Here is a 25,454-nt window from a genome sequence, read left to right as displayed (position 1 = left end):
CTGGTCCAAGGCTCCACCGGAAAATTCGACGGGCCGCGCGCCCGTTTTTTTGTGCCCGTTTGAAGGGTAGAGCACCAGATGACAAACGACTTGATAGCCAAAGCTGCCATCGACCGGCGACTGGCCGAGATCATCACCCCCGTGATCGAAGATCTGGGGTATGAGTTGGTTCGCATCCGACTGATGAGCGGCAAGCTGACCACACTGCAGATCATGGCCGACAAGCCCGATGGCGGAATCGAAGTGGATGATTGCGCTGAAATTTCCAACGCGGTCAGCGCCACGCTTGATGTCGAGGACCCGATTCTTGACGCCTATACGCTTGAGGTCTCCAGCCCCGGTATCGACCGCCCTCTCACCCGTCTCAAGGATTTTGAGAACTTTGAAGGGTATGAAGCCAAGATCGAGACCGCCGAACTGATTGATGGCCGCCGCCGTTTCAAGGGTGAACTGGCCGGGATCGAAGGGGAAGAGGTTCTGATCAACATCCCCGAGGGGGATGAGACAATCACCATCGGTCTGCAATTCGACTGGCTGAGCGATGCCAAGCTGGTCCTGACCGATGATCTGATCAAGGAAATGCTGCGCCAGCGCAAGGATGCCGGTGCCCTGAACGAAAACGCTTTCGACGAGATTGAGACCGAAGGGTCCGAAGAGGAGACGAACTGATGGCAATCACCTCAGCCAACCAGCTGGAGCTGCTGCAGACCGCCGAGGCCGTGGCCCGCGAAAAGATGATCGACCCCGGTCTGGTTGTCGAAGCGATGGAGGAATCGCTCGCCCGTGCCGCCAAGAGCCGCTACGGCGCCGAGATGGACATCCGCGTCAGCATCGACCGCAAAACAGGTAAGGCGACCTTCACCCGTGTTCGCACCGTGGTCGAGGATGAAGAGCTAGAGAACTACCAGGCCGAGATGACCGTCGAGCAGGCCAAGCAATACATGGAAGCGCCCCAAGTTGGCGATGTCTACGTCGAAGAAGTGCCTCCGGTTGAAATGGGCCGGATCGCGGCGCAATCGGCCAAGCAGGTCATCTTGCAAAAGGTTCGTGAGGCCGAGCGGGATCGTCAGTACGAAGAATTCAAGGATCGCGCAGGCACCATCATCAACGGTGCGGTCAAGCGCGAGGAGTTCGGCAATGTGATCGTTGATCTGGGCGGTGCCGAAGCCGTTCTGCGCCGCAATGACAAGATCGGTCGCGAAAGCTATCGCCCGAATGACCGTGTGCGCGCGTATATCAAGGAAGTGCGCCGCGAAGTACGTGGCCACCAGATCTTCCTGTCGCGCACTGCGCCGGAATTCATGGCCGAGCTGTTCAAGATGGAAGTACCGGAAATCTATGATGGCATTATCGAGGTGAAGGCCGTAGCCCGCGACCCCGGTTCGCGCGCCAAAATCGCCGTCATCTCGTATGACAACTCGATTGACCCTGTCGGGGCCTGCGTTGGTATGCGCGGCAGCCGCGTGCAGGCTGTTGTGAACGAGTTGCAGGGCGAGAAAATTGATATCATCCCATGGAACGAAGATCAGCCGACCTTCCTGGTGAACGCGCTGCAACCCGCCGAGGTGTCAAAGGTGGTTTTGGACGAAGAAGCCGGCAAGATCGAAGTTGTGGTTCCCGAAGAGCAGCTGAGCCTTGCCATTGGTCGCCGCGGCCAGAACGTGCGTCTAGCCAGCCAGCTGACCAATCTGGACATCGACATCATGACCGAAGCCGAAGAATCGGCGCGTCGTCAGAAAGAATTCGAAGCCCGTACCCAACTGTTCATGGAAACATTGGATCTGGACGAGTTCTTTGCTCAGTTGCTGGTTTCTGAAGGGTTCACCAACCTCGAAGAAGTGGCCTATGTCGAGATTGACGAACTGCTGGTCATCGACGGTGTTGACGAAGGCACCGCGCAGGAACTTCAAACACGTGCGCGTGAGTATCTGGAGGCACAGGCCAAGGCTGCACTGGATGCAGCGCGTGCACTAGGTGCCGAGGACAGCCTCATTGAATTCGAAGGTCTGACACCCCAGATGGTGGAGGCACTGGCCAAGGACGATGTGAAGACCCTGGAAGACTTTGCAACTTGTGCCGACTGGGAACTGGCCGGTGGCTGGACGACCGTCGATGGTGAACGCGTCAAGGATGACGGTGTACTGGAGCCTTTCGGTGTAACGCTGGAAGAAGCGCAAGACATGGTCATGACTGCGCGTATCCTGTTGGGTTGGGTTGATCCCGCAGAGCTGGAACAGGCGGAAGAAGACGTCGACGGCGACGCAACAGGCGAGGAGGTCGAGGCCTGATCTCAGGCTTCGGGTGGCGCGTATGAGTCGCGGTGGCGTCCATAAGGATCGGTCCGAGGGGCCCGAGCGTAAGTGCATCGCCACAGGCGAGGTTCAGCCCAAGTACGGGCTGATCCGCTTCGTGGCAGGGCCGGACGGTCAGGTTTTTCCGGATGTCGCGGGGAAACTGCCGGGACGAGGGGTCTATGTGGCGGCGGATCGTGCCGCTCTGGAAATGGCCATTGGCAAGAAACTGTTTGCGCGGGGGTTCAAGGCACAAGTGACCGTGCCCACGGACTTGACAGATGAGGTTGAAAAGCAGATCGCACGCCGTGTTGTTGAGCTGCTCAGCCTGGCGCGCAAGTCCGGTGATGCGGTTGCCGGGTACGAAAAGGTCAAGACGTGGCTGGACCGGGAAGAAGCACAGGTGCTGATTCAGGCCGCGGATGGATCGGGGCGCGGTAAGTCCAAGCTGAGTACGCCGCACTTCGGAAAATACATAGGTTGGCTAACCGCAGACGAATTAGGGCAGGCATTTGGGCGCCAAACGGTGATTCATGCTGCGTTGGCCTCTGGCGGACTCGCCAAACGTGTTGTAGAGGAAGCGCAGCGCCTGCGTGGCTTGCGCGAAACGGATGACGGCGGCAGGGGCCGCACGGAAGGGTAAATAGCTTTATGAGCGATAATGACGGCAAAAAGACATTGGGTCTTCGTGGCGGGACACGTCCCGGAAATGTGAAACAGAGTTTCAGCCACGGACGCACCAAGAATGTCGTGGTGGAAACCAAACGCAAACGCGTGGTGGTCCCCAAGCCGGGCGCAGCAAAGCCGGGTGGCGGTACTGCACCTTCGGGTGATCCGTCGCGTCGTCCCGCGGGAATTTCCGATGCGGAAATGGCCCGCCGGATGAAGGCGCTGCAGGCTGCTAAGGCCCGCGAGGTCGAAGAGGCCGCCGCCCGCGAGGCAGCTGAAAAAGCGCGCGAAGAAGAGCGCGCCCGCCGCCGTGCGGAACTTGAGGCCAAAGAACGCGAACAGCGCGAAGCTGAAGAGCGTGCGCGACAGAAGGCTGAGGATGAAGAGCGCAAGCGCAAAGAGGCGGAAGAAGCCGCCAAGCGCGCTGCTACGGCGCCTGCTCCGGAAGAGCCCAAAGTGGCCCGCAGCCCGGCGAGTAAACCTGCGCCTGCGGCCACACCGCGCAAACAGGATCGCGAACGTGAACAACGTGGTCGTGGCAAGGGTCGCGACGACAACCGCCGTTCGGGGAAGCTGACTCTGGGTCAGGCCACCGGTGGCGAAGGCAACCGGCACCGGTCGATGGCAGCGATGAAGCGCAAGCAGGAGCGTGCGCGTCAGAAAGCCATGGGCGGCACTGTCGAGCGGGAAAAGGTCATCCGTGACGTTCAGTTGCCCGAAGCTATTCTTGTTTCGGAACTGGCCAACCGTATGGCCGAGCGTGTGGCAGATGTGGTCAAATCGCTGATGAACATGGGCATGATGGTCACGCAGAACCAGACCATCGACGCCGACACTGCCGAGCTGATCATCGAAGAATTCGGCCACAAGGTTACCCGTGTCTCTGATTCGGATGTTGAAGACGTCATCAAGGAAGTCGAAGACAGCGAAGCAGATCTGCAGCCACGTCCGCCTGTCATTACCATCATGGGTCACGTTGACCACGGTAAGACTTCGTTGTTGGACGCAATCCGCGACGCGCGGGTTGTGGCGGGTGAAGCCGGTGGCATCACGCAGCATATCGGTGCCTATCAGGTAAAAACCGATGGCGGCACGACGCTGACCTTCCTGGATACGCCAGGTCACGCGGCCTTTACTTCGATGCGCTCACGCGGTGCTCAGGTAACGGATATCGTGGTTCTGGTTGTCGCCGCCGATGATGCGGTGATGCCTCAGACGATCGAAGCGATCAACCACGCTAAGGCGGCCGGAGTGCCGATGATCGTAGCGATCAACAAGGTCGACAAGCCGGATGCAAATCCGGACAAGGTACGCACCGATCTGTTGCAGCATGAAGTCATCGTCGAGAAAATGTCGGGTGAGGTTCAGGACGTCGAAGTGTCCGCTATCACCGGTCAGGGGCTGGACGAGCTGCTGGAAGCCATCGCGCTTCAAGCCGAGATCCTGGAGCTGAAAGCCAACCCCAACCGCGCCGCTCAGGGTGCAGTGATCGAGGCCCAATTGGATGTGGGTCGTGGTCCTGTGGCCACTGTTCTGGTTCAGAACGGCACGCTGCGCCAGGGCGATATCTTTGTCGTGGGCGAGCAATACGGTAAGGTCCGTGCGCTGATCAACGACAAGGGTGACCGCGTCCAGGAAGCGGGCCCGTCAGTTCCGGTTGAGGTTCTGGGTCTGAATGGCACGCCCGAAGCAGGCGACGTTCTGAACGTGACCGAGACCGAAGCACAGGCCCGAGAGATCGCTGAATACCGCGAGCAGGCTGCCAAGGACAAACGCGCCGCCGCTGGTGCTGCGACCACACTCGAACAGCTGATGCAGAAGGCCAAGGAAGACGAAAACGTCACCGAGCTGCCGATCCTGATGAAGGCAGACGTTCAGGGTTCCGCCGAGGCCATCGTTCAGGCGATGGAGAAGATCGGGAACGACGAGGTTCGCGTGCGTGTACTGCACTCGGGCGTGGGTGCCATCACCGAAACGGATGTCGGTCTGGCCGAAGCTTCGGGCGCTCCGATCTTTGGCTTCAACGTCCGTGCCAACGCCTCTGCCCGGAACACCGCAAACCAGAAGGGTGTCGAGATTCGCTATTACTCGGTGATCTACGATCTGGTCGACGACGTGAAAGCTGCCGCATCCGGCTTGCTGAGCGCTGAGATCCGCGAGAAGTTCATCGGTTATGCCGAGATTCGCGAAGTGTTCAAGGTTACTGGTGTCGGCAAGGTTGCTGGCTGTCTGGTGACCGAAGGCGTTGCGCGTCGCTCCGCAGGCGTCCGCCTGCTGCGCGACAACGTGGTTATTCACGAAGGCACGCTGAAGACGCTGAAGCGTTTCAAGGACGAAGTGGCCGAAGTTCAGTCTGGCCAGGAATGCGGTATGGCGTTCGAGAACTACGACGATATTCGCGAGGGCGATGTGATCGAGATTTTCGAGCGCGAAGAAGTTACCCGCACCTTGGATTGATCCGAAGCGGGATAGAAACAAGAAAACAGCGGCTCAGATTGGGCCGCTGTTTTCTTTTGTAGAATCAGTTATTTCGTGTCGGGTAAGAATGTACCGGAATGCATGATGATATCGAAGTGATGCATTCCCTGTTCCAGGGCAAAGCTGACCGAGTGCCCGGCCTTGCGCAGTCGTTCCGCATAGTCGCGGCTTTGACGAATGAATTCGCTCGTGTCCCGTTCCCCCACTGACACATGATAGCGGGGGCCTGGTGGGGGCAGGTTGCGGATCGGAGACAGATCGTTCACCTCGACCGGGGTCAGATGCAGCGGGTCATTCACAGACGTCATACTGATGGGTTCCAGATCGTAAACGCCGCTGATCAGAAGCACGTCACGCACGCGCAGCCCGGCGCGGGCCAATGCGCCGGCCGAGGTTGCCATGACCATGCTTGCCAGATGGGCACCGGCACTGTGCCCTGACAAGGTGATCCGTGTCGGATCGAATCCCAATGCCTCGGCCTTTGATGCAAGCCACAGAAGCGCGTCGCGGCATTCGTTGACCATTTGATCCAGCCGCGCATCCGGGGCGAGCGTGTAATTCAAGGTTGCGAAAGATTGTTCAGCTTCGATCAGCGCAGGGGCCATCATGGCTGATTCGCGTTGGCTGAGGTCCTGCCAATAGCCTCCGTGAATAAAGACATGCAACGCTGCGCCAGCCCCTTGCGCGGGAAAGAAATCCAGCACATGGGTCTGGCGGTCGCCATAAGTCAGGTTTTCTTGAACGGGGAGCTTGGTACGGGCCTGCGCACTGAGCGCTTGATAACTGGCAAGATAGGGGGCCAGGTCACCACCGATCATCGAACTGGGAGAGTACTCCCGCTCCAATTCGGCTTGTGAAAATCCACGATACAGCATGCCTCAGTCCTGTCCGCTGTACATCAGTTCCGTCCGCACATCGTAGAGGTCATGGAAGAACCGCAACTCAAGCGCTTTTCGCAAGAAAGCCACGCCGCTGGAACCTCCGGTACCGGGTTGCATTCCGATCACACGTTCAACTGCGGTGGCGTGGTCAAAGCGCCAGCGTTGAAACAGGCTTTCCACGTCCATGAGTTTTTCGGCCAGCGCATACAGATCCCAATACTTGTCCGTGTTGCGGAACACTTCGACCCAGATTCGAACCACTCGCGAATCGCCGGAATATGGTTCGGAGTAGTCCCGCTCGACCAAATCCCTTGGAACGTCGAACCCCTGTCGGGCCAGCATGTGCAACACTTCGTCATACAGGGACGGTTTGGTCAGGGCGGCGTTCAGCATCTCCATCACCTCAGGGTCATGCTCGTGCACTTTCAGGGTCGAGGCATCCTTGTTGCCCAGAATGAACTCGATCTGCCTGTACCCATAGCTTTGAAACCCGGAAGAATTGCCGAGGGCCTGCCGAAACGTCATATAGTCGGCCGGCGTCATGGTCAGCAGGGTTTCCCAGGCCGCAATCAATTGCCGTTGAATGGCCTTTATGCGGTCGAGGTTCTTCATGGCGGGTCCGAATTCATCTTCTTGCAGGAACCGGCGGACCTCGACCAGTTGGTGATGCATCAGTTTCAGCCACAGCTCACTAACCTGATGAATGATGATGAACAGCATCTCGTCAGGTTGTGCGGGGTCCTGAAAGGTCTTTTGCAGGTTCAGCAGCGTCTTCAGTTGCAGGAAGTCGCCATAGCTTTTGCGGTGCGTTTCAGCGAAATCAGTGACCAGGGTGCCTTCTACCCCCCGCTGCAACAGACGATCGTCTTTGTCCTCGCCCATCTCATGCCTCCCTTGTGCAAGTTCTGCACCTGTCTAGGGGCTGAGGTCGCAACTTTCCAGCGCGTTAGGTCCAGTCCAGAACAACCTTGCCGGACAGGCCTGATTTCATCGCGGAAAACCCTTTGGCGAATTCATCAACCGCAAAGCGGTGCGTGATCACGCGGGACACATCCAGACCGTTTTGCAGCATGGCGATCATCTTGTACCACGTCTCGAACATCTCACGCCCATAGACGCCCTTGATTGTGATCGCCTTGAAGACGATGCGCGACCAGTCGACCGGAGATTTGCCCGGTGGAATCCCCAGCAGTGCGATTTTTCCACCCATCACCAACGCTTCGACCATCTGGTCCAGGGCGGCTTGCGAGCCGGACATTTCAAGCCCGACATCGAACCCCTCTTTCATCCCAAGCTTGGCTATGACGTCCTGCAAATCCTCGGTGGATACATCGACGGTACGCACCGAAGGAACCACATGTTCCGCCAGTTTCAATCGGTCAGCGTTGATGTCGGTGATGACCACGTTGCGCGCACCCGCGTGACGAGCAACGGCAGCGGCCATGATGCCGATGGGGCCTGCACCCGTGATCAGAACATCCTCGCCCAGCAAATCAAAGCTGAGGGCAGTATGCACCGCGTTGCCCAGCGGATCGAGGATGGCTCCGATCTCATCCGGTATGTCGTCGGGCAAGGGAACCACGTTGAAAGCAGGCAGTTTCAGATACTCGGCAAATGCGCCCTGTTCGTTCACTCCAATGCCCCGAGTGCCCGGATCCAGATGAAACTTTCCCGCGCGGCTCTGGCGGCTGTCGGTGGTGATCAGATGGCCTTCGCCCGAGCACCGCTGGCCGATTTCAAGCCCTGTCACGTTGCGCCCGATCTCTACGATCTCTCCGGCAAACTCATGGCCAGTGATCATCGGAATTGGCACGGTGTGAGAGGCCCATTCGTCCCAGTTCCAGATATGGATGTCGGTGCCGCAGATGCCCGTCTTGTGGATACGGATCAGCACCTCATCCGGGCCGATTTCGGGGATCGGGGCCTGTACCATCCACAGCCCCTCTTCGGGTTTGGACTTTTCCAGTGCTTTCATTGTGTTGGGTCGCATACACTTACTCCCACAAATCGGTCGACAGGTATTTCAAGCCGCTGTCACACGTGACGATTGCGACACAGCCGCCTTCCTCGGGACCGCGAAGCAGTTCAATTGCCGCAGCAAGGTTCGCGCCTGCCGAGTAGCCAGCGAATATCCCCTCGGTGCGGGCCAGAAGCCGGGCACAATCCCGCGCGGCCTTTCCCGAAACCGCAAGGTGTCCGGCCAATTGGGTGGCCTTCAGATGCACCAGATCACCAATGGCGTAACCACCGCCCTGAATGGGGTGATCCGGGATCGAAACTGGTTCACCGGCCAATGCGCGTGCTCCTTCGGGTTCTATGGCATAACACCGTACGCCGTGCCGGTTCAGATACTCTGCCGCGCCAGCCAGTGTTCCACCGGATCCTGCAAAGTCGCAGAATGCCGTGACGGTGCCTTCGGATTGCGCCCATATCTCTGGTCCGGTCCCGGTTTCGTGGGCCTTGGGATTTCCCGAATGACCAAATTGATCCGCACGAAATGCGTCACGTTCAGCTGTGATGCGTTTTGCCTCGACATCGACCAGTTCAAGATCGGCGCCCGAGACTTCGCCGGGTTTGCTGCCCGGGGCCTGGGGCACGATGACAACTTCGGCCCCCAAGGCCCGCATCATACGTGCGCGTTCGACCGAGTTTCCGGCGCTCATGACCGCCACGAAAGGATGGCCCAGAATACCGCAAACAATGGCCAGCCCGGTGCCCATATTGCCCGAGGTCAGTTCGACCACCGTTTGCCCCGGTGACAAAGTACCGTCTGCGCGCGCCGTTTGGATGATGGACTTTGCCGCGCGGTCCTTTTTCGAAAATCCCGGCAGCAAGTAGTCAAGCTTGGCGATGATACGCCCGTTCAGCTTTTGCTGGGCACACACGCGCGACAGTTCAACCATGGGGGTGTCGTCGATCACATCAATGACCGATGGAAGGATCATTCGATGACCCCCAGTTCTTTGCCGACCTTGCCAAATGCGGACAGGGCGCGGTCCAGTTCATCCTTGGTCAGAGCCGCATTCATCTGCGTCCTGATCCGCGCTTGCCCGCGTGGGACGACCGGAAAGAAGAAACCCGAAACATAGACGCCTTCGTCGAACAGCCGTGAGGCCATGTCTTGAGCCAGCGTCGCCTCACCCAGCATCACCGGGATGATCGGGTGTTCCCCGGGCAGCAGGTCAAAACCAAGCTTTTCCAAGCCAGCGCGCCAGTACTTGGCGTTGCCGAACAGTTGCGCGCGCAGCATGTCGCCTTCTTCGACCAGACGGATCGCCTCCAATCCGGCAGCGACGATGGAGGGCGGCAGCGAGTTTGAGAACAGATAGGGCCGCGCCCGCTGCCGCAGCAGGTCGATCACTGGCTGCGGCCCGGCGATATAGCCGCCGATTGCCCCCCCCAGCGCCTTGCCCAAGGTTCCCGTCAGAATATCCACATCGACGCCGAAATGATCCGGTGTGCCGGCCCCGGTCGGCCCCATGAAACCGGTCGCGTGGCAATCGTCCACCATGACAATCGCATCGTATTTATCGGCCAGTTCCCGGATTTTCGGCAGGTTGGCCAGATAGCCGTCCATCGAGAACACGCCATCGGTGGCGATCATGATATGCCGCGCCCCGTCCTCACGCGCCTGTTTCAGCCAGGCTTCGAGGTCATTCATGTCGTTGTTCAGATAGCGATAGCGTTTGGCCTTGCACAGCCGCACGCCGTCGATGATCGAGGCGTGGTTCAGGCTGTCCGAAATGATGGCGTCTTCCGGTCCCAGAAGGGGTTCAAACAACCCGCCATTGGCGTCGAAACAGGCGGCAAAAAGGATGGAGTCGTCCTTGTTCAGGAAATTGGCAAGACGTTGTTCCAGTTCGCGGTGAATGTCTTGCGTACCACAGATGAACCGAACTGACGCCATGCCGAACCCTTTGGGCCCCATCGCTTGTGTCGCGGCCTCGATCAGCGCCGGGTGATCCGCCAGACCCAGATAGTTGTTGGCACAGAGGTTGATCACCTGCTTGCCGCCCACAGTGATCTCACCGCCCTGAGGCGAGGTGATCATTCGTTCGCGTTTGTAAAGACCCTCAGATTCGATCTGCGCAAGTGTGTCCGTGATATGGGACAGGAATGCATCTGCCATTGCGACCTCCGTTCATCTGAGTCGCACATCTAACATAGCGGATGAAATTCCCAAATAGGGGAAATTCAATATGAAGGAAAAATATCCGTGAAGGCGGAATTTTGCGGATGTCAGGCGTTCTTTACGATCAGGAATACCCGGGCCGGTCCTATGGCACAGATGGAATGCGCAATGTCGGCGGCATATCGGGCCGTGTCCCCCTGGTTCAACTCGGTCACTGCATTGCCTGAAGTGACTTTGACCGCGCCTTCCAGCACGGTGAGCTGTTCACGGGCACCGCGGGCGTGGGGTTGGCTGTTCAGGGCCCCGTCCTCGTCGAATTCGATATCATAGACTTCATGACCTCCGGCCTCTTCTGGCGGTGACAGGATGCGAATTCGGCAGTTCTGCCCCATATTGTCGATGCTGGGCACTTCGGGGTTTCTGAGCACCTCGATCTGGTCAGTGGCCTTTGTGCCCTCCAAGAGACCGGCGAAATCCACCTGCAACGCTCGCGTCAGGTTCCACAAGGTCGAGATCGTAGGGCTGCTTTCTCCGCGTTCGATCTGACTGACCATGGACCGGGACACGCCGCTGAGATTGGCGACCGCTTCCAGGGAAAGGCCCTTGGCCCGACGCGCCTCTTTCAAGCGGGCGGGCAGGAGGTTCAGGATATCGTCTGTGTCTTCCGTCATGACGGAATCCATGCGTGCTGCGCAATGCAATGTCAATTGCCGCCGTGACGGGACGTCTGGGGCGACAGTACCATTCTGCGCATGCATAATGCAGCGAAATTCAGGAGGAGTAACTCATGAGCGATATTGTTATTCTCGACGGTGCCCGCACCGCAATTGGCACCTTTGGTGGTGCGCTGGCTTCAACCGCGCCGATAGATCTGGCCACTGTCGCGACCGAAGCGGCGCTTGAGCGCTCGGGGGTTGCGGGGGCGCAAATCGGGCATGTGGTGTTCGGTCACGTGATCAATACTGAACCGCGTGACATGTATCTGTCGCGCGTCGCCGCGATGCAGGCGGGCATTCCCAACGGCACACCGGCCATGAACGTGAACCGCCTGTGCGGATCCGGCGCGCAGGCGATTGTGTCAGCCGTGCAGTCACTGATGCTGGGCGATGCTGACTTCGCGGTAGCGGGCGGAGCAGAGAGCATGTCACGAAGCCCCTATATCGTTCCGCAGGCGCGCTGGGGCGCGAAGATGGGCGACGTTACCTCGCTGGACATGATGCTGGGCGCGCTGAACTGCCCCTTTGGCACCGGACATATGGGGGTGACGGCCGAAAACGTGGCGGATGAGCATCAGATCAGCCGCGAACAGATGGATGCGTTCGCCATGGCCAGCCAGACACGAGCGGCTGCGGCGATCGAGGCTGGATACTTCGAAAGTCAGATCACACCGATACAGGTCAAGGTCAAACGGGACATGGTCGACTTTAAAGTCGACGAGCATCCAAAGGCGACGACCGCTGAAGCGCTGGCGGGGCTGCGCCCGGTGTTCAAGAAGGATGGGCGTGTGACGGCCGGCAATGCCTCGGGCATCAATGACGGTGCGGCGGCGATGGTGCTGGCGACAGCGGATGCGGCCGAAAAGGCTGGGTTGAAACCGAAGGCGCGTGTCATTGGGTATGCGCATGCAGGAGTGCGGCCGGAAGTCATGGGCATTGGCCCTGTTCCGGCAGTGCAAAACCTGTTGAAGAAGACGGGCTTGTCAGCAGAAAACTTCGACGTGATTGAAAGCAATGAAGCCTTCGCCGCGCAGGCTCTGGCCGTGAATCAGGAACTTGGATTGGACGCGAACAAGGTGAACCCCAACGGCGGTGCGATTGCAATGGGTCATCCGGTGGGCGCCACGGGTGCGATCATCACGCTGAAAGCGCTGTATGAGTTGGAACGTACCGGAGGGTCCAAAGGGCTGATCACGATGTGCATCGGGGGTGGTCAGGGGATTGCCATCGCCATCGAACGGCTCTGATCCGCAAGTGGCCCGAGGGGCTGTCTGCCCCCCATCGCGCAAGGCGCGATTCCCCCCGAGGATATTTTTGGCCAGATGAAGCAGGCGGGTTGGTTTTAGTTGAGCGCGCTGATCAGCAATACCAGCGCTGCACCTGCCGCGGCTCCGATCGTGGCAGGCAAAACAATGGACCACAGGGTGGGCGTCTGCGGTTCGTCTTTCTGGGTTTGCGCGATCAGTGCGTTTTCGACCAGGGCCGGCAGACGCGGGCCGAAGCGGGCCAGAACCATCGCGGTTTTTCCCAAATCCCGCAGGGCCGCCCGGGGGCCGATGGATTGTTTGATGTAGTCTTCGACTACGGGGCGCGCAACTTCCCAGATGTTCATATGAGGATCGAGTGAGCGCGCGACGCCTTCGACGACAACCATGGTGCGTTGAAGCAGAATCAACTCGGTTCGTGTTTCCATCCCGAACCGTTCGGTTACTTCGAACAGATAGCTCAGCAACCGCCCCATGGAAATATGTGTGGCATCCATGCCGAAGATCGGCTCGCCCACGGCCCGCAGAGCGCGGGCGAACTCGTCCACGTCCTGATTGGCGGGAACATAGCCGGCTTCGAAATGCACCTCGGCTACGCGTTTGTAGTCACGGCGGATGAAGCCAAACAGGATTTCGGCATAGACCCGGCGTGTGTATTCATCGATATGACCCATGATGCCGTAATCATAGGCTATGATATCTCCGTTCGCGGCCACCTTCAGGTTGCCTTGGTGCATGTCGGCGTGAAAAAAGCCGTCGCGCAGAGCATGGAGAAGGAACAGGCGCAGGACACGCTCGGCCAGATCGTTGCGGTTATGACCTGCGGCATCCAGAGCATCATTGTCACCGAGCGCGACCCCGTCCGCCCAGCTGAGCGTCATGACGCGGCGCGCGGACAGCGACCACACAACGGGCGGCAGCCAGAAGCCGGCGTCGTCCTTGGTGTTGGCGGCATATTCCGAGGCGGCGGCGCTTTCCAGGCGCAGGTCCAGTTCGCCGCGCACCACGCCGTCGAAATGCTCGATCACTTCCATCGGGCGCAGACGGCGTGCGCCAGGCGCAAACAAATCGACGATGCGGGCAGCGAAATAGAACGCATCCACATCCTTGCGGAAGGCGCGTTCGATATTGGGACGCAGGACCTTGACCGCCACGTCTTCTCCGGTGCTGGTCAGCTTGGCCTTGTGGACCTGAGCGATCGAGGCGGCAGCGATGGGTTCGCTGAAATCGCTGAACATCTCTGAGATCGGTTGGCCCAGCTCTTTCTCGACCTCGGCCATGGCCTCGGCTTTGGAGAAAGGGGGCAGCTTGTCTTGCAGGACGCGCAGTTGCTCGGCCAGCTCATTTCCAACGACGTCGGGGCGGGTCGAAAGCACTTGCCCGAATTTAATATAGGCAGGACCCAGCGCGGTCAGTGCGCGCGTGGCGGGCGGCATGTCGGGGTCGCCTTTATAACCAAGCCACTGAAAGGGTTTGCCTAAAGTGTGAGCCAGAATGCGAACTGCACGCGGCGCTTCGAACGCATCCAGCACCACATTCATGGCACCCGTGCGCTCTAACGTGGCGCCTGTACGGATCAGGCGAATGATATTGTGGGGGCCGCGCATCTAGATTTTCCAGCCGGAGTGCAGCGCGGCGATACCCATGCTCAGGTTGCGGTATTTGGCGTTCTCGAAGCCTGCAGTGCGAACCATGTTCAGGAACGTCTCCTGATCGGGAAAATTTCGGATCGATTCGACCAGATACTGATAGCTGTCATAGTCATTGGCGATCAGTTTCCCCATGCGCGGGATGACGTTGAAGCTGTAGAGGTCATAGAGTTTCTGCAGCCCGTCATTGGGCAGCTGGCTGAATTCCAGAACCATCAGGCGGCCACCGGGTTTCAGCACACGGTAAGCCTCGTTCAGGGCTTCTTGCGGGCGGGTGACGTTCCGAATGCCGAACGAGATCGTGTAGACGTCAAAGGTGTTGTCCTCGAAGGGCAGGGCCATGGCGTCGCCCACGACCCAGTTCAGGCTGTCCGACATCTGATCAGCCTCGGCGCGCTGTCGGCCTTCAATGAGCATCGGCTCGGTCAGGTCCAGCACGGTGGCGTGGCCATGACCCGCGCGCTTGAGGAACCGGAATGAGATGTCTCCGGTGCCGCCCGCCACATCCAGCAGGCGTTGACCGGGGCGCGGGGCCAGCCAATCCATCATCGCGTCTTTCCAGACCCGGTGGATGCCCATCGACATGACATCGTTCATCACGTCATATTTCGAGGCAACCGAGTTGAAAACGCCCTGCACGCGCCCGGCCTTTTCGGCCTCGGGGACGGTTTCGAAACCGAAATGAGTGGTCTTGTCGCTGTTGTCGGACATTTGCCTTGCCGTTTGTCGAATTTCGCCTCTGTTATAGGGCCAAGAGAGGCGGGCACAATGCGGCCCTTTGAATTAGGAGCCCTGTAATGCCCGAATTACCTGAGGTCGAGACAGTAAGACGCGGCCTGAGTCCTGCGATGGAAGGGGTCGTGATCGAACGGGCTGATGTGAATCGCCCCGATCTGCGCTGGCCGTTCCCCGAACGTATGGCCGAACGGTTGACCGGGCAGCGGGTGGAGCGGCTGCGGCGGCGGTCGAAATACATCCTGGCGGATCTCAGCAGCGGTGAGACGTTGCTGATCCACCTGGGTATGTCGGGGCGGATGACGGTTTCGGGCGACCCGGTGGGGCAGTTCGTCCAAGACCATCCCGCCGTGCAAAAACATGACCATGTGGTCTTTCATATGGCCAATGGCGCGCGCATCACCTTCAACGATCCGCGCCGGTTTGGCGCGATGGACCTGTTGCAAACCGCCAACGCCGAAGATCACAAGCTGCTATCGGTTCTGGGGCCTGAACCCTTGGGCAACGATTTTCACGACCAACACCTGATCGATGCGTTCAAAGGCAAGAACACTCCTGTCAAATCCGCCCTGCTGGATCAGGGAATCGTTGCCGGTCTGGGCAATATCTATGTTTGTGAAGCTCTTTATCGCGGCCGAGTGTCGCCACGTCGCAAAGCCGGACAGATTTCTGCATCCCGCGTGGCGGCGCTTGTTCCGATCATCCGGCAGGTGTTGCAGGACGCCATAGAAGCCGGTGGGTCCTCGCTGCGGGATTTCCGCCAAGCCGATGGAGAACTTGGATATTTTCAGCACAAGTTTGATGTCTATGGCCGCGAGGGCGAGGCCTGCCGGACCGAAGGGTGCGGAGCGCCGATCAAGAGAATCACCCAGTCCGGTCGCTCATCCTTCTATTGTGCGCAATGCCAAAGATAGCTTGATCCAAGTTTTTCGCGTGGTAAGGAATCGTACCTGAACGGAACAACCGGAAGCTTTCTCCTCATGGCTTTTGAGACGATCATCGTCGAAATCGAAGACCACGTCGCACTTATAAAACTCAACCGACCGGATGCGCTGAACGCGTTGAACACCCAGTTGCTGGGTGAGCTCTGCACCGCGCTGGAAGATGCGGACAGCAATGACAAAGTGCGCTGCATCGTTATCACCGGCTCGGACAAGGCCTTTGCCGCCGGCGCGGACATCAAGGAGATGTCCGAGATGAGTTTTGTCGACGTCTACAACATCAACCTTTTTGCCGACGCAAATGATCGTGTGACCGCGATTCGCAAGCCGATCATTGCGGCCGTCGCAGGCTATGCGCTGGGCGGCGGATGTGAACTTGCCATGCTGTGCGATTTCATCATCGCGGCGGACACCGCGAAGTTTGGCCAGCCCGAGATCAATCTGGGCGTCATTGCCGGTCTGGGTGGAAGTCAGCGTCTGACGCGGTTTGTGGGTAAATCCAAATCGATGGACATGAACCTGACGGGGCGTTTCATGGATGCGGACGAAGCTGAACGCGCAGGTCTCGTGAGCAGGGTAGTGCCGGCCAAGAAGCTCATCGAAGAAGCTGTGAGCGCAGCGCAGAAAATTGCCGAGAAGTCTCAGCTGACCGCGATGGCCGCGAAAGAAGCGGTGAACCGCAGCTACGAGCTTCCGCTGAGCGAAGGTATGCTGTTCGAGCGTCGTGTCTTCCATTCGATGTTCGCAACCGAAGATCAGAAAGAGGGTATGGCCGCGTTCCTCGAAAAGCGCACGGCGCAATTCCGCGACAAGTAACGCGCTGGACCTCTATGGCGGGTGGGCTTGAGCCCGCCCCTTTTATCCGGCCATGGTGTGAAGAATCAACTTGGCAATCCCCCCAAACTTGGGTAAAGAACGCCGTTATACATGCGCGTGCGGCCCGCTTGGCCCGACTCACACTCGTGATTTCTGATCCGGTGCGGATATGTCCGTGGCGCGCAACCCTAGACAACCGTACCGAACAAAAGGTCAGAGACACATGGCTAATTCGCCTCAGGCAAAGAAACGCGCCCGTCAGAACGAAAAGCGTTTCGCAATCAACAAAGCACGTCGTTCGCGCATCCGCACCTATCTGCGGAGAGTCGAAGAAGCGATCGCATCCGGCGACAAGGACGCGGCGACCGCGGCCCTGCGTGCGGCTCAGCCCGAGCTGATGCGTGGCGTCACCAAAGGTGTCTTCCACAAAAACACTGCGGCCCGCAAAATGTCGCGTCTGTCCTCGCGAGTCAAAGCGCTGGGTTAAGCTTTCGTGTGACCCCGCGTCATGTCAGAAAAGCTGAACTATTCTGAAAGGCGTCGCACATTGCGACGCCTTTTTTCGTGTTGCCAGAAAACCGCGCCTTCACGAAACCGAGAGATTCTTTCGGCCAAAGACCCGAGTCAATATCAGAGTTTCGTTGCCGCGCCCCGCTTCGAATTGCTACCACTGATGTCAGCGATTCACTCGCTTGGGGGGACAGGCTGTTTACCCGATTGAACTGACGGGCATCAGAACGATCTGGGGACAATTGTCGACGACTGGCGCAAGCCAGGCTGCCGATCTGCCGTGGTTTCCGGGTTATACCCGGTGATCTCGGCCCTGTCTAAAAATTGAGATTGCGACGTGCAACCCGATTTTCGGGACGCTCTATTATTCTTGAGCGCCAGATATGGGGTTTACCGAGCACTCCGGGACAGTCCCGTCAAACCAATTGGTTTGACGACAGGATTCCTATTGCGTGTGAATACAATACCGGGAAACCGGCTTCGTCTGAATAAGGCTGACAGGCCAATAAGAATGGGATGCGTGAGGCGCTTAATGACACAAGAGAAATGGGGACTACTGCGTAACAAATTGCTGAAGGCCATCGGTCGGAACAACTATACGACCTGGATCGAGCCTTTGGAATTTAAAGAGCTTCAGGATGGCGTGGCGGTTTTCTCCGTGCCGACCAATTTTATGGGCAATTACGTCAGCCAGAATTTTGCGGACCTCATTCTGTACGAACTGAATACCGCAGGTGAAACTGTGCAGCGTCTGGATTTCCGCGTGGCAGCAAACTCGCCGATGCGCCCGAAGCCTGCAGCCAATGCAGCACCTGAGGCACAGCCTGCACCTGTCACCGCGCCGAACCAGGACACAGCGCAGGACGCCTTGGAATCGCTACAGGCCGCACCGCTGGATTCTCGTTTTACCTTTGACAGTTTTGTAGTCGGTAAGCCCAATGAACTGGCCCATGCAGCCGCGCGTCGGGTATCCGAGGGCGGGCCGGTGACCTTCAATCCGCTGGTTTTGTACGGCGGTGTGGGTCTGGGTAAGACCCACCTGATGCACGCCATTGCATGGGAGTTGAAAACCAAACACCCGGAACTGAACGTTCTTTACCTGTCGGCGGAACAGTTCATGTACCGGTTCGTGCAGGCCCTGCGCGAGCGTCGGATGATGGACTTCAAACACCTGTTCCGTTCGGTTGACGTATTGATGGTTGACGACGTGCAGTTCATCGCTGGCAAGGATTCCACTCAGGAAGAGTTTTTCCATACATTCAACGCGCTGGTAGATCAGAACAAGCAGATCATCATCTCGGCCGATCGCGCCCCGGGTGAGATCAAGGATCTGGAAGATCGGGTAAAATCCCGTCTGCAATGTGGTCTGGTGGTCGACCTGCACCCGACCGATTATGAACTGCGTCTGGGCATTCTGCAAAACAAGGTGCAGCAATACAGCTCATCCTATCCTGACCTGGCTATTGCCGACGGTGTTCTGGAGTTCCTGGCCCATCGTATCTCGACCAATGTGCGTGTGCTCGAAGGCGCGTTGACCCGTCTGTTTGCTTTCGCGTCACTGGTTGGCCGCGAGATCGACATGGAACTGACCCAGGATTGTCTGGCGGATGTATTGCGTGCCTCCGAGCGCAAGATCACCGTCGAAGAGATTCAGCGGAAGGTGTCTGAATACTACAACATTCGCCTCTCCGACATCATCGGCCCAAAGCGCCTGCGTTCTTACGCGCGTCCGCGTCAGGTGGCTATGTATCTGTGCAAACAGTTGACCAGCCGGTCCCTGCCCGAGATTGGCCGCCGTTTTGGCGGGCGCGATCACACGACGGTCATGCACGGCGTCAAGCGCATTGAAGAGCTGAAGCTGACCGATGGTCAGATCGCTGAAGATGTGGAAATGCTGCGCCGGTCGCTAGAAGCCTGATCCGCGCCTGCAATGCAAGAAACCGCCCCGGATCCTCGGGCCCGGGGCGGTTTCTTGTGCGCATTAATCCACGGTTGGATCAGAACTGATGCCTGTCGGGCACGCTGCCCTTGACGCTTGGGACATTCCGACCCAGAAATCCGTAAAAAATCCTTGTGCCTCAGGGTGGAACCGCTAACGTGCCAGTCCCGCCCATGTCGGTACGCAAGTCAGAGGAACTGAGGGTATGAAGATCAGCATCGAACGCGGCACCCTTCTTAAGGCCGTTTCACAGGCCCAATCCGTTGTGGAACGTCGCAATACCATTCCCATACTTGCCAATGTGCTGATCGAAGCTGAAGGCGATCAGGCGCTGTTTCGGGCGACCGATCTGGATATCGAAGTGGTCGACAAGGCCCCGGCACAGGTCGAAAAGGCAGGAGCCACGACAGTTGCGGCAACGACCCTGCATGAGATCGTGCGCAAACTGCCCGACGGTGCGTTGGTCACACTGACCGCGGACAGTGCAGCAGGACGTCTGACGGTTGAGGCCGGGCGGTCGAATTTCTCGCTGGCGACACTGCCGAAAGAGGATTTTCCGGTCATGGCGTCCTCGGAGTATCAATCGAATTTCACCGCATCTGCGGCCCTGCTGCGTCGGTTGTTCGACAAGTCGAAATTCGCAATTTCAACAGAAGAGACACGGTATTATCTGAACGGTGTCTACATGCACGTGTCCGACGGATCCGAAGGTGGTAAAGTGCTGCGCTGCGTGGCTACCGATGGTCACCGTCTCGCTCGGATCGATGCCGATCTGCCTGACGGTGCGACGGATATGCCAGGCGTTATTGTTCCCAGAAAAACCGTGGGCGAGCTTCGCAAGCTGCTGGATGACGATGAAATGGATATCGCCGTTTCGGTCAGTGAAACCAAGGTGCGCTTCGCCACGCCGGATATCACGCTGACCTCGAAGGTCATCGACGGCACCTTCCCCGACTATACGCGCGTTATTCCACAAGGGAACACCCGCAAGCTGGAAGTGGATGCTGCTGAATTTGCGCAGGCCGTGGACCGGGTGGCGACGGTGTCTTCCGAACGCTCGCGCGCGGTAAAGCTACAATTGGATGGCGACAGACTGGTTCTGTCGGTGAACGCACCGGATAGTGGCGCGGCCGAGGAAGAACTGGCCGTCGCGTACGGTGACGAAAGGTTGGAGATTGGGTTCAACGCAAAATATCTGCTGGAGATTGCGTCTCAGGTGGATCGAGAGAATGCGGTGTTCATGTTCAATTCAGCTGGCGATCCGACCCTGATGCGCGAAGGTAACGATCAGAGCGCAGTTTATGTTGTCATGCCGATGCGCGTCTGATCACGCGGACACGCGACGCCTCCGGTGGAGGTATTCTTGAACAGAAGAAGGGAGGGGTCATGGCACTGGCCCTGACCGAGCTTACGGTCTCGCATTTTCGGTCTCACAAGCTGGTGCGGTTGTCTCTGGACGGGCGGCCAGTGGCCATTCACGGACCGAACGGGGCGGGCAAGACCAATATTCTGGAAGCGGTATCCTTGTTTTCGCCCGGTCGAGGAATGCGGAGGGCGAGTGCAGCCGAGATGACGCGACGGCCCGAGGTGCTGGGCTGGAAACTGTCCGGGCTGTTGCAGTCGCAGGGGCAGAAATTCGAAATCGAAACCTGGTCTGAGGGCGGTGCAGCACGGCAGGTAAGGATTGATGGAAAGACCGCCTCCCAGATTGATCTGGGCAAACTTGCGCGGGTGGTTTGGCTGGTCCCATCCATGGACCGACTTTGGATTGAAGGGGCAGAAGGCCGGCGCCGGTTTCTTGATCGCATTGCGCTCAGCTTTGATCCGTCTCACGCAGAGGCCGCGCTGACCTACGAAAAAGCGATGCGCGAACGTAACCGTTTGCTGAAAGAGCAGGTGCGTGACGCGCATTGGTATGCCGCGCTTGAGGGCCAGTTGGCCGTGATGGGGCATCGCATCCACGCAGCGCGATTGGCTGCGTTGAGCCATCTGCGGGTGGCGCAGGATCAGGCGGAAACGGCTTTCCCGTCTGCCGAGTTGGAATTGGTGCAGACCGACGGCGCGATGCCCGAAACGGTTGAGGATTTGCGCGAGGCTTTGAATGAAAGCCGGTTCAGAGATTTGGCAGCGGGCCGGACTTTGGTCGGGCCGCATCGGTCGGATCTCTACGGCGTTTTTGCTGCCAAGGGCGTTCCGGCCAAGGATTGCTCGACCGGTGAGCAGAAGGCACTGTTGGTTTCTCTGATCCTGTCGAACGCACGTGCATTGGCCGAAATGGTGGGCGCACCACCGATTGTCTTGCTGGATGAGGTGGCCGCCCATCTGGATGCGGATCGGCGTTCAGCCCTGTATGACGAGATATGTGCGCTGGGCGCTCAGGCCTGGATGACGGGCACCGGGCCTGAACTGTTTGTGGAGTTGGGTGACCGGGCCCAGTCGCTGATCGTTACCGAAGGCGATGAGGGCTCGGTGGTCGTGACTTAGGCCGGTTCGTTGACTTTACGCTCCCACAGGAAGCCGCGCATGACTTCATCGACTGGCGTTTTGGCCATGTGGTTGACGTAGTTCGACATGGTTTTCTGCGCCAGACCCAGCACCACGTCCAGAACCGCGCGGTGCGAGTAGCCGGCATCAAAGAACGCCTGAAGCTGTTCCTCGGTCGGGTTGCCGCGGGTTTCCATCACATGCAGGGTGAAGGTGCGCAGTGCTTCGAGCTTGGCGGAAGGCAGTGAAGTTTCATTGCGCAGTGCCTCGGAGATTTCGTCTGATACCTTCATCATCTTTGCGATGCCGGTGTGCGCGGGCACGCAATAATGGCATTCGTTCGCCACGTTGATCGTCTGCCAGACAACGGTCTTTTCATCGTTGTCGAAATCGGTCTGCAAGAACAGGCTGTGCAGAACTTGATAGCCTTCAAGGTGCTGGGGGCTTTCTGCCATCACCTTATGCAGGCCCGGCAAACGGCCAAAGGCGGCCTGAGACTTTTCCAGCAGAGGTTTGGATGCTTCGGGTGCGGATTCGAGGTCATGAGACGGGAAATTGGCCATGTCGGAACTCCTGTTTCTGGCGCGATGGGTGGTATTTAGGGTTTCTTGAGTGATCACTCAAGTATATATTTGAGCGAACGTTCAAGAATTGGTGATGCCGATGCCCCGCAAACCCGCATATGATCGTGACGCGTTGATCGCGAAGGCCCGTGACATCTTCTGGCGCCAGGGCTGGGCTGGAACGTCGCTGAAGAACCTGGAACGGGAATTGAAGCTGAAACCCGGAAGCTTTTACGCGGCATTCGGGTCGAAGGATGCGCTCTATGCGTTGACGCTGCAAAGCTACACGCAAGAAGGTGTGGCGCGCCTGAAAGCCCTTGCCGAAAGATTGGGGCCGAAGGCAGCGCTTAAGGCGCAACCACGTTTGGTCATCGAAGCGGTCGAGAATCCAGCAAAGGCCTGCATGTTGGCAAAGACATATGCCGAGTTGCAGGCGAAGGATCATGCGCTTGCGGATCAGGCCGCGCGTCACATGGCGGAAATGAAAGCGTGTTTCGCCGACCTTTTCCGCAGCGCCCAGACTGCCGGTGAAATCCGGCCCCAACATGACCCGGATCGGCTGGCGGCGCGGTATCAGTCGGATATTCTGGGGCTTCGATTGTCGGCTGAACGCAAGGATGTCGATGCGCTGGAAATCGCGGCGGATATCGCTTCTGACATCGACCAGTTATGAGGTGGATTCGGATGCGCAGAAAACGACCCCAGCATACACAAAATATTGGGGGATCGCGTGACAATCCCCACCAGAAAACGTATAAGGTACCAAAATAATATAGGTACTGACTGAATGTCCGAAGACGCACAGGCTCCCCAAGAATACGGCGCAGATTCCATCAAAGTTCTCAAGGGTTTGGAGGCCGTTCGCAAACGCCCCGGCATGTATATCGGGGACACGGATGATGGCTCGGGTTTGCACCACATGGTGTATGAGGTTGTCGACAACGGGATTGACGAAGCCCTGGCGGGTCACGCCGACCATGTGACCGTGAAAATTCACGCGGATTCCAGCGTTTCGGTCAGTGACAACGGACGTGGGATTCCCGTGGATATTCACCCGGAAGAGGGCGTGTCGGCAGCCGAGGTTATCATGACCCAGCTGCATGCGGGCGGTAAGTTCGACAGCAATTCCTACAAAGTGTCTGGCGGTTTGCACGGTGTGGGTGTTTCGGTGGTAAACGCGCTGTCAGATTGGCTGGAGCTGCGCATCTGGCGCGCGGGCAAAGAGCACGTGGCGCGCTTTGAGGGTGGAGAAACAGTAGAGCACCTGAAGGTCGTAGGTGAGTGTGGCGATCGCACAGGGACCGAAGTTCGGTTTCTGGCGTCAACCAACACGTTTTCGAACCTCGAATACTCGTTCGAAACTCTGGAAAAGCGTCTGCGCGAACTCGCCTTCCTGAATTCGGGCGTGCGTATCATCCTGATCGATGAACGCCCGGCAGAACGGCTTGAAACCGAGTTGTTCTATGAAGGCGGCGTAAAGGAATTCGTCAAGTATCTCGACCGGTCCAAAACTCCCGCCATGCCCGAGCCGATCTATATCAAGGGTGAGCGCGACGATATCGGCGTCGAGATCGCAATGTGGTGGAATGACAGCTACCACGAGACGGTGTTGCCCTTTACCAACAACATCCCGCAGCGAGACGGTGGTGCCCACGTGGCTGGGTTCCGCGGCGCGCTGACCCGGACGATCAACAACTACGCGCAGTCCAGCGGGATTGCGAAGAGGGAAAAGGTCAGCTTTACGGGTGACGACGCGCGCGAAGGTCTGACCTGCGTGCTGTCGGTGAAAGTGCCGGACCCGAAATTCTCATCGCAGACCAAGGACAAGCTGGTTTCGTCCGAAGTCCGTCCGGCGGTCGAAGGTCTGATGAATGAAAAACTGGCCGAGTGGTTCGAAGAGAACCCCACAGAAGCCAAGAGCATCGTTGGCAAGATCATCGAGGCCGCGTTGGCCCGTGAGGCTGCGCGCAAGGCGCGCGAACTCACCCGGCGCAAGACCGCGATGGATGTGAACTATCTGGCTGGCAAGTTGAAAGACTGCTCCGAGAAGGACCCATCCAAGACCGAAGTCTTCCTGGTCGAGGGGGACTCGGCCGGCGGGTCTGCCCAAACCGGCCGGGACAGGCTGACCCAGGCGGTTCTGCCGCTGCGCGGGAAAATATTGAACGTCGAGCGCGCAAGGTTTGACCGGATGCTGTCGTCGCAAGAAATCGGCAACCTCGTCATGGCGCTGGGCACTGGTATTGGCCGCGATGAATTCAACATCGAAAAGCTGCGCTACCACAAGATCGTCATCATGACCGATGCGGATGTGGACGGCGCACATATCCGGACATTGCTGCTGACTTTCTTCTACCGTCAGATGCCGGAACTGATCGAGGGTGGATACCTCTACATCGCTCAGCCGCCACTCTATAAGGTCTCCCGTGGCAAGTCAGAGGTGTACCTGAAAGACCAGGCCGCTCTGGATGACTACTTGATCAATCAGGGCGTCGAGGGTGCGGTTCTGAAGCTCGGCTCGGGCGAAGAAATCATCGGACAGGACCTGACCCGCGTTGTCGACGAGGCGCGTCAGCTGAAACGTGTCCTCGATGCGTTTCCGACGCATTACCCGCGACACATTCTGGAACAGGCCGCCGTCGCAGGGGCCTTTGTGCCCGGCGCCGTTGATGCCGACCTTCAAGGCGTGGCTGACAAAGTCGCCGCTCGGCTGGACCTGATCGCTTTGGAATACGAACGCGGTTGGCAGGGTCGGATCACACAGGATCACGGCATCCGACTGGCCCGTATTCTCCGCGGTGTCGAAGAGGTTCGCACGCTGGACGGCCCGATGCTGCGTTCGGGCGAGGCGCGCAAGACCGGGAGTTTTACGCAGAGCCTGCAAGAAATCTATAATTCCCCGGCCACCTTGGTTCGTCGTGATCGCAGCCAGATGATCCACGGCCCACTGGACTTGTTGCGCGCCATTCTGGAAGAGGGTGAAAAAGGCTTGTCCCTGCAGCGCTATAAAGGCCTGGGTGAAATGAACCCTGATCAGTTGTGGGAAACCACACTGGATCCGGATGCGCGCACGCTGCTGCAAGTGCGCGTGGATGACATGGTTGAAGCCGATGATCTGTTCACAAAACTGATGGGTGACGTCGTGGAACCTCGTCGAGAGTTCATCCAGAAAAACGCTTTGAGTGTAGAAAATTTGGATTTCTGATCAGGTGTAGGTGCGCCCAAAGCTTTGCATTTCGCCTAAAGATTTGCATCTTTGGCCCAAAACATTGGGCGCAAAAGCCACGCACAGAATTTGGAATTCAAAGTGTCCGTCTTCAGAGTTTTTCGGAGAGCTGAGGCGTTTTCGTAACGGAGGCTCTGGTTCGATTTCTGTTTGAGTTTA

At 58.3% G+C, this 25,454-nt stretch carries 22 protein-coding genes; 13 read left to right on the top strand and 9 right to left on the bottom strand.

Going from position 1 to position 25,454, the window contains the following annotated elements:
* Positions 1-78 precede the first annotated feature (78 nt).
* Genes rimP through infB form a run of 4 tightly spaced genes read left to right on the top strand, consistent with a single transcriptional unit; the run spans position 79 to position 5,417 of the window.
* A complete protein-coding gene (gene rimP, locus AC2FLP_RS20100) occupies positions 79-669 on the top strand; it encodes a ribosome maturation factor RimP (protein WP_117870941.1) in 591 nt (196 codons plus the stop codon).
* Complete coding sequence (nusA, locus tag AC2FLP_RS20095; RefSeq protein ID WP_117870939.1) at positions 669-2,288, top strand: transcription termination factor NusA; 1,620 nt, start codon at positions 669-671, stop codon at positions 2,286-2,288. The genes rimP and nusA overlap by 1 nt, the downstream gene beginning before the upstream one ends.
* Positions 2,289-2,310: 22 nt before the next feature.
* The gene (locus tag AC2FLP_RS20090; protein WP_299900097.1) at positions 2,311-2,934 is read left to right on the top strand and encodes an RNA-binding protein; all 624 of its coding nucleotides are present in this window, start codon (positions 2,311-2,313) and stop codon (positions 2,932-2,934) included.
* Positions 2,935-2,942: 8 nt separating this feature from the next.
* Positions 2,943-5,417: a translation initiation factor IF-2 gene (gene infB, locus AC2FLP_RS20085; RefSeq protein ID WP_117870935.1), complete on the top strand. Its 2,475-nt coding sequence runs from the start codon at positions 2,943-2,945 to the stop codon at positions 5,415-5,417.
* Positions 5,418-5,485: 68 nt separating this feature from the next.
* Here the strand turns inward: infB and AC2FLP_RS20080 are convergent, their stop codons facing one another.
* The 6 genes from AC2FLP_RS20080 to AC2FLP_RS20055 all read right to left on the bottom strand — a co-directional run bounded on the left by AC2FLP_RS20080 (position 5,486) and on the right by AC2FLP_RS20055 (position 11,122).
* Positions 5,486-6,313 (bottom strand): alpha/beta hydrolase, encoded by an 828-nt coding sequence (locus AC2FLP_RS20080; protein WP_299900094.1) that lies wholly within the window; start codon positions 6,311-6,313, stop codon positions 5,486-5,488.
* A gap of 3 nt (positions 6,314-6,316) precedes the next feature.
* On the bottom strand, positions 6,317-7,201 hold the full coding sequence (locus tag AC2FLP_RS20075; protein ID WP_299900091.1) for a tryptophan 2,3-dioxygenase: 885 nt from the start codon (positions 7,199-7,201) through the stop codon (positions 6,317-6,319).
* Positions 7,202-7,265: 64 nt separating this feature from the next.
* On the bottom strand, positions 7,266-8,294 hold the full coding sequence (gene tdh / locus AC2FLP_RS20070; protein WP_299900306.1) for an L-threonine 3-dehydrogenase: 1,029 nt from the start codon (positions 8,292-8,294) through the stop codon (positions 7,266-7,268).
* A 19-nt stretch (positions 8,295-8,313) separates the two neighbouring features.
* The gene (locus AC2FLP_RS20065; protein ID WP_299900088.1) at positions 8,314-9,264 is read right to left on the bottom strand and encodes a PLP-dependent cysteine synthase family protein; all 951 of its coding nucleotides are present in this window, start codon (positions 9,262-9,264) and stop codon (positions 8,314-8,316) included.
* Positions 9,261-10,448 (bottom strand): glycine C-acetyltransferase, encoded by a 1,188-nt coding sequence (locus AC2FLP_RS20060; RefSeq protein WP_496685924.1) that lies wholly within the window; start codon positions 10,446-10,448, stop codon positions 9,261-9,263. Before AC2FLP_RS20060 ends, AC2FLP_RS20065 begins: the two co-directional genes overlap by 4 nt.
* A 110-nt stretch (positions 10,449-10,558) precedes the next feature.
* The gene (locus tag AC2FLP_RS20055) at positions 10,559-11,122 is read right to left on the bottom strand and encodes a helix-turn-helix domain-containing protein (protein ID WP_117872897.1); all 564 of its coding nucleotides are present in this window, start codon (positions 11,120-11,122) and stop codon (positions 10,559-10,561) included.
* 116 nt (positions 11,123-11,238) lie between these two features.
* Here AC2FLP_RS20055 and AC2FLP_RS20050 point away from each other — a divergent pair, with 116 nt between their 5' ends.
* On the top strand, positions 11,239-12,414 hold the full coding sequence (locus tag AC2FLP_RS20050; RefSeq protein WP_496685927.1) for an acetyl-CoA C-acyltransferase family protein: 1,176 nt from the start codon (positions 11,239-11,241) through the stop codon (positions 12,412-12,414).
* Positions 12,415-12,509: 95 nt separating this feature from the next.
* Here AC2FLP_RS20050 and ubiB read toward each other — a convergent pair whose 3' ends face one another.
* Entirely contained in the window at positions 12,510-14,039 is a 1,530-nt protein-coding gene (gene ubiB, locus AC2FLP_RS20045) for a 2-polyprenylphenol 6-hydroxylase (protein ID WP_117870923.1), read from the bottom strand.
* The gene (gene ubiE / locus AC2FLP_RS20040) at positions 14,040-14,792 is read right to left on the bottom strand and encodes a bifunctional demethylmenaquinone methyltransferase/2-methoxy-6-polyprenyl-1,4-benzoquinol methylase UbiE (RefSeq protein ID WP_117870921.1); all 753 of its coding nucleotides are present in this window, start codon (positions 14,790-14,792) and stop codon (positions 14,040-14,042) included.
* Positions 14,793-14,878: 86 nt separating this feature from the next.
* Between ubiE and mutM the strand changes: the two genes are divergently transcribed.
* From mutM to recF, 6 genes are all read left to right on the top strand, one after another.
* Entirely contained in the window at positions 14,879-15,730 is an 852-nt protein-coding gene (mutM, locus tag AC2FLP_RS20035; protein ID WP_299900076.1) for a bifunctional DNA-formamidopyrimidine glycosylase/DNA-(apurinic or apyrimidinic site) lyase, read from the top strand.
* A gap of 66 nt (positions 15,731-15,796) precedes the next feature.
* Complete coding sequence (gene acuK / locus AC2FLP_RS20030; RefSeq protein WP_117870917.1) at positions 15,797-16,573, top strand: acryloyl-CoA hydratase; 777 nt, start codon at positions 15,797-15,799, stop codon at positions 16,571-16,573.
* 223 nt (positions 16,574-16,796) lie between these two features.
* On the top strand, positions 16,797-17,060 hold the full coding sequence (gene rpsT, locus AC2FLP_RS20025) for a 30S ribosomal protein S20 (protein WP_117870915.1): 264 nt from the start codon (positions 16,797-16,799) through the stop codon (positions 17,058-17,060).
* A gap of 555 nt (positions 17,061-17,615) precedes the next feature.
* Positions 17,616-19,001, top strand: coding sequence for a chromosomal replication initiator protein DnaA (dnaA, locus tag AC2FLP_RS20020; RefSeq protein ID WP_299900071.1), 1,386 nt, complete (start codon positions 17,616-17,618; stop codon positions 18,999-19,001).
* Between the two features lie 226 nt (positions 19,002-19,227).
* On the top strand, positions 19,228-20,349 hold the full coding sequence (gene dnaN, locus AC2FLP_RS20015; RefSeq protein ID WP_117870911.1) for a DNA polymerase III subunit beta: 1,122 nt from the start codon (positions 19,228-19,230) through the stop codon (positions 20,347-20,349).
* Positions 20,350-20,408: 59 nt separating this feature from the next.
* Entirely contained in the window at positions 20,409-21,506 is a 1,098-nt protein-coding gene (gene recF, locus AC2FLP_RS20010; RefSeq protein ID WP_496685935.1) for a DNA replication/repair protein RecF, read from the top strand.
* Here recF and AC2FLP_RS20005 read toward each other — a convergent pair.
* Positions 21,503-22,069: a carboxymuconolactone decarboxylase family protein gene (locus AC2FLP_RS20005; RefSeq protein ID WP_117870907.1), complete on the bottom strand. Its 567-nt coding sequence runs from the start codon at positions 22,067-22,069 to the stop codon at positions 21,503-21,505. The two genes, recF and AC2FLP_RS20005, sit on opposite strands and share 4 nt — an antisense overlap.
* Positions 22,070-22,169: 100 nt before the next feature.
* Here AC2FLP_RS20005 and AC2FLP_RS20000 point away from each other — a divergent pair, with 100 nt between their 5' ends.
* Entirely contained in the window at positions 22,170-22,742 is a 573-nt protein-coding gene (locus AC2FLP_RS20000) for a TetR/AcrR family transcriptional regulator (RefSeq protein ID WP_496685938.1), read from the top strand.
* A gap of 114 nt (positions 22,743-22,856) precedes the next feature.
* Complete coding sequence (gyrB, locus tag AC2FLP_RS19995) at positions 22,857-25,274, top strand: DNA topoisomerase (ATP-hydrolyzing) subunit B (RefSeq protein ID WP_117870905.1); 2,418 nt, start codon at positions 22,857-22,859, stop codon at positions 25,272-25,274.
* Positions 25,275-25,454 lie beyond the last annotated feature (180 nt).

This window comes from Ruegeria sp. CDSA141 (genome assembly GCF_059612005.1).
This window is presented reverse-complemented; position numbering and strand designations above follow the sequence as displayed.

Coding starts and splice junctions, on each gene's coding strand:
- gyrB (WP_117870905.1), top strand. CDS start 22,857: ATGTCCGAAGACGCACAGGCTCCCCAAGAATACGGCGCAGATTCCATC.
- AC2FLP_RS20050 (WP_496685927.1), top strand. CDS start 11,239: ATGAGCGATATTGTTATTCTCGACGGTGCCCGCACCGCAATTGGCACC.
- rimP (WP_117870941.1), top strand. CDS start 79: ATGACAAACGACTTGATAGCCAAAGCTGCCATCGACCGGCGACTGGCC.
- dnaN (WP_117870911.1), top strand. CDS start 19,228: ATGAAGATCAGCATCGAACGCGGCACCCTTCTTAAGGCCGTTTCACAG.
- AC2FLP_RS20055 (WP_117872897.1), bottom strand. CDS start 11,122: ATGACGGAAGACACAGACGATATCCTGAACCTCCTGCCCGCCCGCTTG.
- tdh (WP_299900306.1), bottom strand. CDS start 8,294: ATGAAAGCACTGGAAAAGTCCAAACCCGAAGAGGGGCTGTGGATGGTA.
- nusA (WP_117870939.1), top strand. CDS start 669: ATGGCAATCACCTCAGCCAACCAGCTGGAGCTGCTGCAGACCGCCGAG.
- mutM (WP_299900076.1), top strand. CDS start 14,879: ATGCCCGAATTACCTGAGGTCGAGACAGTAAGACGCGGCCTGAGTCCT.
- ubiB (WP_117870923.1), bottom strand. CDS start 14,039: ATGCGCGGCCCCCACAATATCATTCGCCTGATCCGTACAGGCGCCACG.
- AC2FLP_RS20090 (WP_299900097.1), top strand. CDS start 2,311: ATGAGTCGCGGTGGCGTCCATAAGGATCGGTCCGAGGGGCCCGAGCGT.
- AC2FLP_RS20065 (WP_299900088.1), bottom strand. CDS start 9,264: ATGATCCTTCCATCGGTCATTGATGTGATCGACGACACCCCCATGGTT.
- rpsT (WP_117870915.1), top strand. CDS start 16,797: ATGGCTAATTCGCCTCAGGCAAAGAAACGCGCCCGTCAGAACGAAAAG.
- AC2FLP_RS20005 (WP_117870907.1), bottom strand. CDS start 22,069: ATGGCCAATTTCCCGTCTCATGACCTCGAATCCGCACCCGAAGCATCC.
- dnaA (WP_299900071.1), top strand. CDS start 17,616: ATGACACAAGAGAAATGGGGACTACTGCGTAACAAATTGCTGAAGGCC.
- AC2FLP_RS20060 (WP_496685924.1), bottom strand. CDS start 10,448: ATGGCAGATGCATTCCTGTCCCATATCACGGACACACTTGCGCAGATC.
- recF (WP_496685935.1), top strand. CDS start 20,409: ATGGCACTGGCCCTGACCGAGCTTACGGTCTCGCATTTTCGGTCTCAC.
- AC2FLP_RS20075 (WP_299900091.1), bottom strand. CDS start 7,201: ATGGGCGAGGACAAAGACGATCGTCTGTTGCAGCGGGGGGTAGAAGGC.
- ubiE (WP_117870921.1), bottom strand. CDS start 14,792: ATGTCCGACAACAGCGACAAGACCACTCATTTCGGTTTCGAAACCGTC.
- infB (WP_117870935.1), top strand. CDS start 2,943: ATGAGCGATAATGACGGCAAAAAGACATTGGGTCTTCGTGGCGGGACA.
- AC2FLP_RS20000 (WP_496685938.1), top strand. CDS start 22,170: ATGCCCCGCAAACCCGCATATGATCGTGACGCGTTGATCGCGAAGGCC.
- acuK (WP_117870917.1), top strand. CDS start 15,797: ATGGCTTTTGAGACGATCATCGTCGAAATCGAAGACCACGTCGCACTT.
- AC2FLP_RS20080 (WP_299900094.1), bottom strand. CDS start 6,313: ATGCTGTATCGTGGATTTTCACAAGCCGAATTGGAGCGGGAGTACTCT.